Below are 7,157 nucleotides of genomic sequence, written 5' to 3' on the forward strand. Positions count from 1 at the left end.
TCTGAGGATTGCCCAAGGCTCGCTGAAGGAATTCGAGACACACCTCCAGATCGCTGAACGCATTGGCCTTGCCACGCATGATCAAGCTAGTCAGTTGCTGACATCCACGGAGGGCATCGGCAAAATGCTTCGCCAGCTTATTTTCAAACTTGCACCCGAATAGACCCCTACTGCCTACTGCCTACTGCCTACTGCCTACTGCCTACTGCCTACTGCCTACTGCCTACTGTTAGCCCAAATCACGGAGCACCACTATGACGATCGCCTTCATCGGCCTAGGGAACATGGGCAATCCGATGGCCGCCAACCTGGTCAAGGCGGGGCATGCGGTGAATGGTTTCGACCTTGTGCCGGAGAACCTCAACGTCGCCAAAGAACAAGGCGTGACGATCATGGCGAATGCCTTGGCCGCGGTGAAGGATGCCGACGTGGTGATCACCATGTTGCCTGCGGGCAAGCATGTGCTGTCGGTCTATGAGGACATAGCGCTCAAGGCGAAAAAGGGCGCACTATTCATCGATTCCTCGACCATCGACGTCGAGTCAGCCCGCAAGGCCCATGCCGTCGCCAGGAAGCACGGGCTGTCGTCGATCGATGCACCGGTCTCGGGCGGCACCGGCGGTGCCGCGGCCGGCACGCTGACCTTCATGGCCGGAGGCTCCGATGACGCCTTTGCAACTGCCGAGCCGATCCTGAAGCCGATGGCCGGTCGCATCGTCCATTGCGGCGGCGACGGCGCCGGCCAGGCGGCAAAGATCTGCAACAACATGATCCTCGGCATTTCGATGATCGGTGTCGCCGAAGCCTTCGTGCTGGCGGAAAAGCTCGGCCTGTCACACCAGGCGCTGTTCGACGTCGCCTCGACCTCCTCCGGCCAGTGCTGGTCCTTGACCACCTACTGCCCGGTGCCCGGGCCGGTGCCGACTTCGCCCGCAAACAGGGACTACAACCCAGGATTTGCAGCGGCACTGATGCTGAAAGACCTGAAATTGTCCCAGGAAGCCGCGCATGGTGCGGGTGCTGTAACGCCGCTTGGTGCCGAAGCAGCCCAGCTCTATGCCTTGTTCAACGCCCAGGGACATGGCGGGGTCGATTTCTCCGGCATAATTAATTTTCTCAGGGGGAACCCAGCGTAACCCCCGGATTTTTCCGGTTTCCTTGGGTGGAAAAAGTGCAAATTTAGATTTGCTTAAGCTCTCGATAACTCCGCGGTAACGATGTCCCTATAAAACGGACTGCGAGGCGGACATATCTCATCCGCCCGGCGCTCCGGATCAGGTCTCGCGTACCGGAGCCCGTAAGTTTCGACAAGTGCCATAAGTTTCGCAAAGTGTTTGCGTAGCGAAGCGCCATGCGTATCTGGCAAAGCCGCGTTCCTGATGGAGCGCGGTTTTTGCATTTTGCCCTGCAGCACGTTTTGAGACATCGATAACCCGGAACTGTACTCCGGGATGCCTCACATGCGCCCGCGGGCGCCTTCCGGATCATAGGGCGAGTCGGCGATCACCTTGGCCGCGCGGCGCTCGCCGAGGATGGACACCTCGAGCTCGGTGCCGGGCGACACAAGTGCCAGGGGCAACAGCGCAAGTGCGATGTCGTGACCGAAAGTGTAGGAGTAGCCCGCCGAGGTGATGTGGCCGACGAGCTCGCCTTCGCGGTAAACGCCCTCGAAGGCGAACGCGCTCGCACCATCCGTATCGATCGACAACGTGGCGATCCGGCGTGTCACCTGCTTCTGTTTTGCGACCAGTGCCGCGCGGCCGATGAAGTCCCCTTTGTCGAGGCTGATGAATCGGTCGAGGCCGCTTTCCCAGGCTGACAATTCGGGGTTCATGTCGCGATACATGGCGCGGTAGGATTTATCGAGACGAAGCGATTCCAGCGCTTGAAGTCCGGCCAGCCTCAGCCCGTGTGCCTCTCCCGATGCCAGGAGCGCATCCAGCAAATGCCGCTGATAGCAGAGAGGATGATAGAGTTCCCATCCCAGTTCGCCCGAATAGTTGACGCGCAGGAGCCGTACGTCGCTGGCCATGCCGACGGTGCCGGACTGCACGCTGAACCATGGAAAGGCTTCATTGGAGAGGTCGATCTCCGTCAGCGGCTGCAATATGTCGCGCGCCTTCGGCCCCACCACCGTGAAGCTGCCGCGATCCTCCGTGACGTTGCGCAGATGCACGCTGCCGTCCTTCGGCAACAGCCGGCTGAGATCGTCAAGGTTCCAGCGCTCGGCGCGCGGCGTCGATATGAGATAGAACAGCTCGCTCTGCAGCCGCGCCACCACATATTCGGCCTGCACGCAGCCGGCCGGCGTCAGGTGATGGGCAAGAGCTACGCGACCGGGACGAGGCAGCCTGTTGGCCAGGATTCCGTCGAGCCAGTCCTTGGCGCCCGGCCCGCTAACCTCGAACTTGGTCATGGGAGTCATCTCGACCAGCCCAACGGCCTGGCGGACAGCCTGAACCTCCGCGGCGACGTGGTTCCCTTTGGGGGTCCAGCGCCAGCTGTAGACATTGCGCGCTTCGACACCGGCAGGCGCAAACCAGCTCGGCATCTCCCAGCCGTTCAACACGTCCCACACCGCGCCGAGCTGGCTTAGGCGATCATAGGACGGGGCCGTTTTCTGCGGTCGCGCCGCCGGCATGTCCTGGCCAGGATAGTGCTGTGCGGCGTGGGTGCCCCAGGCTTCCCGGACCTTTGCCCGGGTCCAGTTTTTGTTTGCATAGTGGCCGAACCGACGGGGATCCAGCTCCGTCGTGTCGATGCTGTTGCCGCCCTCCACGATCCGTTCGGAGAGGTAATAGCCAATCGCACCGCCCCAAAGGATGCCTCCCGGCACCCCTTCGGCGAGCCAGACATTCTCCAGACCCCACGCCTGTCCCATCAGCGGCAGTTCATCGGCCGTCATCTGGAAAGGTCCTCGCACATTCCGCTTGATGCCGGCGCGTCCGAGCGCGGGGACCAGTTCGGTCGCACGTTCCCAGTTCCAGGACACGGCATCGAAATCCTCATCGAGCAGATCGGCGCCGAACCATTCCGGGACGCCGTTTTCAGCGAACAGCTTGAGCTGCTCGGTGCGCTCGTAGGGACCGAACATCAGCCCGTCGCCTTCTTCGCGCAGATAGCCCTCGTAACCCTCGTCCCTGAGGATCGGCATTTCCGGAAGACCAAGCCGCTTGCGTTCCACAATTTCGGGGACCGCCTCGGTGATCCAGTACTGATGCAGGATCGGGATCGCGGGAATGTCCAGGCCAAGCATGGCGCCGGTCTGGCGGGCGTAATTGCCTGTTGCAAGGATGACATGTTCACAGACGATCTCGCCGCGTGAGGTCTTGACCCTCCACTCGCCGCTCGGCATGCGTTCGAAGCCCACAACCTCGGTATCGAGATGGATCTTCGCGCCACGGTCGCGTGCACCCTTGGCCATGGCCTGGGTGACATCGGCGGGTGCAATGTGGCCGTCATCGGGATGATAAAGGGCACCCAGCATGCTGTTGTTGTCGAGCAGCGGCCAGATTTCTCGCGCTTCCGCGGGCGATACGATCCGGGCCCGCACACCCTGGACCTCGGCAACGTCCATGTAGCTTCTGTACTCGTCCAGCCTGTCGCGCGTGTTGGCAATGCGCAGCTGGCCGCATTTGTGCCAGCCGACGTTCTGGCCCGTCTCCGCCTCCAGCCCCTCATAGATTTCGATCGACCTGGCGATCATGCGGCCGACATTGCGGCTGCGCGCGTAAGAAGGGATGAGCCCCGCGGCATGCCATGTCGACCCGGCCGTAAGCTGCGTTCGCTCCAGCAATGCCACATCGGTCCAGCCGCGCTTTGCCAGGCCGTAGAGAATGCCTGCACCCACACAGCCGCCACCGACCACGACCGCACGAAAGGAACTCACCATATGCGCGTGCCCTTGTATGAAATTGCCACCGGTCCACATGAACGCATGCGCATACTGTCAGACAGCATCCGGCTTTTCAGCATATTTCCTTGTCTGGAACGCAGCAGTGGTCACCCGACTGTTGGGCCACAAAGCCGGCCGAACTGTCAGCCTTCGCGCCCGCGTTTAGGCTGCTTCTTTGCGTTTTGCCCTGCTATATTCCGATTGCAGCATTCGGGATCGGGACATGATCTTCGTTGATCAGCACGATCGGCGCGTCGGCTCCTTCGACCCTGACGACCAGCAGGCGCAGGCTCCATGTGCCGGCTGTCCGGACAGCGGTCGAGTAGGCCGTGCCCTTGCCCTTGGCGCCGTGGACCGGAATGCCGAACTGGGCGTCGCCGGCCCCATTCGCATTGACGTTGAGATGGCCGCCGACCCAGAAACTGTCGGTCAAATCATCACCCAACGCCGCCTTGACGCGGTCGTCGGCGCGAAGCCTGTCCATCGTCATGTGGTAGGCATCGCTGCCTTTCAGGACGTAGGGAATGCTGCCCACCATCGTCGCGCAGCCGCCAATCCCGACAACCCAGACGGCAAGGCCGGCGATTGCCCAGTTGCGTTGCGTCTTGCGAAACTGTTCCGCGTCGCGCCAGGCGCGGTTCTGCCAGGCCCAGCGGCTGCCGCGTGCGCCCAGCACGATGATCATGATGATGTTGACGACAGGGATCAGCGCCAGTAACGCGATGAAAGTGCTGTTGCCGATGCCCCAGATCCAGTTGAGGAAGAAAGCGCCCCAGTTCCAGCGGTCGAGTTCGGCTGGAATTTCAGCCGGCTGGTTGAGCGGTTGTCCGGCCATCGTGTCCCCCATCGGTGACGTACCGACTGATTCTAGCGCATGAGCCCGTCAATGCGCAAAATCAAAGTTCTGCAACTTCTGTCAGGTCTTGTTGGATAGCCGGCGAAAATTCGCTTTCACGGCACGGCTTGCCGGCTTCAGCGCGGCGCTGATCGAGCGCTCCGCCGCGACCCCGTTGAACAGCGATGGCGTGCGGCCGGAAAAGATTTCCGGCCAGAACCGCGATGCCGATTGCAGGAAGGACATTTGCGCCGCAAACACGCCTTCGGCCATAGCGGCGGTCTTCTCGTTTACCGCACGCGCGGTCTCCGTGCTCCATGGCTGACTGCTCCCGCCATCCATGGCCATCAACGGCAGCCGCATCATCGCCACCAGCGGCGCCAGCATCAGGTCGCCGCCGATGCTGGCCGCTTCTTGCGTCCGTCGGCTCTTGCCGGTCTTTCTCATGGAAACAAAACCCCTTGTCGCGGCCGAATCAGCCGCAGCCCCACACACTACGCGCTTGTAGTGGAATTCGTTCGCTCCCCGCGTCAGCATGGCCTCAAGGCTGGGCGCTCCCGCCGAGGAGCGCCCAGCCGAGGGGTCGAGTTCTACCGCTTGCGCAGGTCGGCTTGCGCCAGATCCAACGCCTTCGAGATGCGATCGCAGGCCATATCGATCGTATCACGGGTCCAGATCAACGGCGGCGACAGGATCATCGTGTCACCGGTGGCGCGCAGCATCATGCCGTGCGCGATGGCATGATCCCGCACGGTTACCGCCGCACTTCCAGCCGGCAGGAACCGCTCCTTGGTCGCCTTGTCCTTGACGATCTCGATCGCGCCCATCAGTCCGATCGAACGCACCTCGCCGACCAGATCATGTCCGGCGATGCGCTCCTGCAACGCCTTGGCGAAGTAAGGGCCGGTGTCGTTCCGGACGCGGTCGACCAGCCCTTCGCGCTCGATGATCTCGAGGTTCTTCAGCGCCACGGCGCAGGCCACCGGGTGGCCGGAATAGGTGTAGCCGTGATTGAACTCGCCGCCCTTCTCGACCAGCGTCGAGGCGATGCGGTCGCCGACCAGCAATGCCGACAGCGGCTGATAGCCCGAGGTCAGAGCCTTGGCGGTGGTGATCGTATCGGGCTCGATACCGAGCGTCTGGGCAGCGAACCACTCGCCGGTGCGGCCATAGCCGGTGATGACCTCGTCCAGCATCAGCAGGACATCGTATTTGCGGCAGATGCGCTGCACTTCCGGCCAGTAGCTCGCCGGCGGTATCTTCACGCCACCGGCCCCCATGACCGGCTCGCCGATAAAGGCGGCAACCTTGTCGGCGCCGGCTTCGAGGATCGCCTCCTCGACAGCCCCGGCCGCGCGCAGGCCGAAATCATGGTCGCTCTCTCCCGGCAGCGCCAGTTCATAGGCGTAGGGCATCATCACATGGACGATGTTGGGCACCGCACCGTTGAGCTGCTTGTGCATACCATCCATGCCGCCGAGCGAGGTGCCGGCAACGGTCGAGCCGTGATAGGCCATCTTGCGCGAGATGATGCGGTTCTTCTCCGGCTGGCCTTCCAGCACCCAATAGTGGCGCACGAGACGCAGTGCCGTGTCGTTGGCCTCCGAGCCCGACGAACCATAGAACACCTGGTTGACGTGCTTTGGCGCGATCTCCGCCAGCTTCTTGGACAGCAGCACTGGCGTCGGCGTCGAGCATTTGAAGAAGGAGTTGTAATAAGGCAGTTCCTTCATCTGGGCATAGGCGGCCTCGGCCAGCTCGTCACGGCCATAGCCGATGTTGACGCACCACAGCCCGGCCATGCCATCGAGGATTTCAGCCCCCTCGGAATCGTAGATAAAAGGGCCATTGGCATGGGTGATGATGCGCGACCCGGCCCCGCGCATTTCCTTGTGGTCGGTGAACGGATGCAGATGATGCGCGGCGTCGATCTGCTGAAGCTGCTTCAGCGAATAATTCTGATAGGTCATGTCTGATCTTCCCTCTGGATTCTATCCGGCAAGCCGGGGCGAATGCTTCAGAGGCAGAGAGGTGGCGAATAGCCGATGCGGGCGCACAGCCGCAAAAGCTCGGCGCGCAGCGTACGCGGTGACGGCGTCACCGCGACCCGCAATGCGCGAGCCTCAAATGCGCCAACCAACATCCTGACGAGAGCCATGGCTGGCACCTTAGAGCAAAGGCTGGTCGAGGAGAACCACCCTTTGCTTGGCCCATAACGGAATGAGTCTAGGCCTTGGCTGTCAGCGCCCTCTGCAGGAAGACATATTTCATCGCCGTCTGCGCCGCCTGCGGCCGGCGGTCGCCACGCCCGCCATGACCACCCTCGGTCTCCTCGAAGAACAGCGTCCTGGCATGGCCGGCTTCCTGCAGGCGGGCGGCCATCTTACGCGCATGGCCGGGATGGACCCGATCGTCAGCGGTCGATGT

General features: G+C 62.2%; 8 protein-coding genes. 2 read left to right on the top strand and 6 right to left on the bottom strand.

Translation table 11 applies throughout. The features are described from left to right. The first annotated feature begins 7 nt into the window (after nt 1-7). A complete protein-coding gene (locus EN893_RS39175) occupies nt 8-163 on the top strand; it encodes a four helix bundle protein (protein ID WP_281062479.1) in 156 nt (51 codons plus the stop codon). Between the two features lie 91 nt (nt 164-254). After that, the gene (gene mmsB, locus EN893_RS12020) at nt 255-1,136 is read left to right on the top strand and encodes a 3-hydroxyisobutyrate dehydrogenase (protein ID WP_127269795.1); all 882 of its coding nucleotides are present in this window, start codon (nt 255-257) and stop codon (nt 1,134-1,136) included. A gap of 320 nt (nt 1,137-1,456) precedes the next feature. On the opposite strand, the gene EN893_RS12025 is transcribed toward mmsB, so the two are convergent. From EN893_RS12025 to EN893_RS12050, 6 genes are all read right to left on the bottom strand, one after another. Continuing rightward, on the bottom strand, nt 1,457-3,892 hold the full coding sequence (locus EN893_RS12025) for an FAD-dependent oxidoreductase (RefSeq protein ID WP_127269793.1): 2,436 nt from the start codon (nt 3,890-3,892) through the stop codon (nt 1,457-1,459). A gap of 193 nt (nt 3,893-4,085) precedes the next feature. Continuing rightward, nucleotides 4,086-4,730: a cytochrome c oxidase assembly factor Coa1 family protein gene (locus tag EN893_RS12030; protein ID WP_127271457.1), complete on the bottom strand. Its 645-nt coding sequence runs from the start codon at nt 4,728-4,730 to the stop codon at nt 4,086-4,088. Nucleotides 4,731-4,811: 81 nt separating this feature from the next. After that, nucleotides 4,812-5,177 carry a hypothetical protein gene (locus tag EN893_RS12035; RefSeq protein WP_127268235.1) on the bottom strand — a complete coding sequence of 122 codons (366 nt, stop codon included), beginning with the start codon at nt 5,175-5,177 and terminating at the stop codon, nt 4,812-4,814. A gap of 143 nt (nt 5,178-5,320) precedes the next feature. Beyond that, the gene (locus EN893_RS12040; RefSeq protein ID WP_127268234.1) at nt 5,321-6,700 is read right to left on the bottom strand and encodes an aspartate aminotransferase family protein; all 1,380 of its coding nucleotides are present in this window, start codon (nt 6,698-6,700) and stop codon (nt 5,321-5,323) included. Between the two features lie 47 nt (nt 6,701-6,747). Continuing rightward, nucleotides 6,748-6,888, bottom strand: a complete 141-nt coding sequence (locus EN893_RS38640) for a capsid protein (RefSeq protein WP_127268233.1) — start codon at nt 6,886-6,888, stop codon at nt 6,748-6,750. A gap of 68 nt (nt 6,889-6,956) precedes the next feature. Beyond that, on the bottom strand, nt 6,957-7,157 hold a 201-nt coding region (locus EN893_RS12050), incomplete at its 5' end, for a prolyl oligopeptidase family serine peptidase (protein ID WP_164900812.1).

This window comes from Mesorhizobium sp. M7A.F.Ca.CA.004.04.2.1, assembly GCF_004022825.1.
Lineage (GTDB): Bacteria > Pseudomonadota > Alphaproteobacteria > Rhizobiales > Rhizobiaceae > Mesorhizobium.

Coding starts and splice junctions, on each gene's coding strand:
- mmsB (WP_127269795.1), top strand. CDS start 255: ATGACGATCGCCTTCATCGGCCTAGGGAACATGGGCAATCCGATGGCC.
- EN893_RS12025 (WP_127269793.1), bottom strand. CDS start 3,892: ATGGTGAGTTCCTTTCGTGCGGTCGTGGTCGGTGGCGGCTGTGTGGGT.
- EN893_RS12030 (WP_127271457.1), bottom strand. CDS start 4,730: ATGGCCGGACAACCGCTCAACCAGCCGGCTGAAATTCCAGCCGAACTC.
- EN893_RS12035 (WP_127268235.1), bottom strand. CDS start 5,177: ATGAGAAAGACCGGCAAGAGCCGACGGACGCAAGAAGCGGCCAGCATC.
- EN893_RS12040 (WP_127268234.1), bottom strand. CDS start 6,700: ATGACCTATCAGAATTATTCGCTGAAGCAGCTTCAGCAGATCGACGCC.
- EN893_RS38640 (WP_127268233.1), bottom strand. CDS start 6,888: ATGGCTCTCGTCAGGATGTTGGTTGGCGCATTTGAGGCTCGCGCATTG.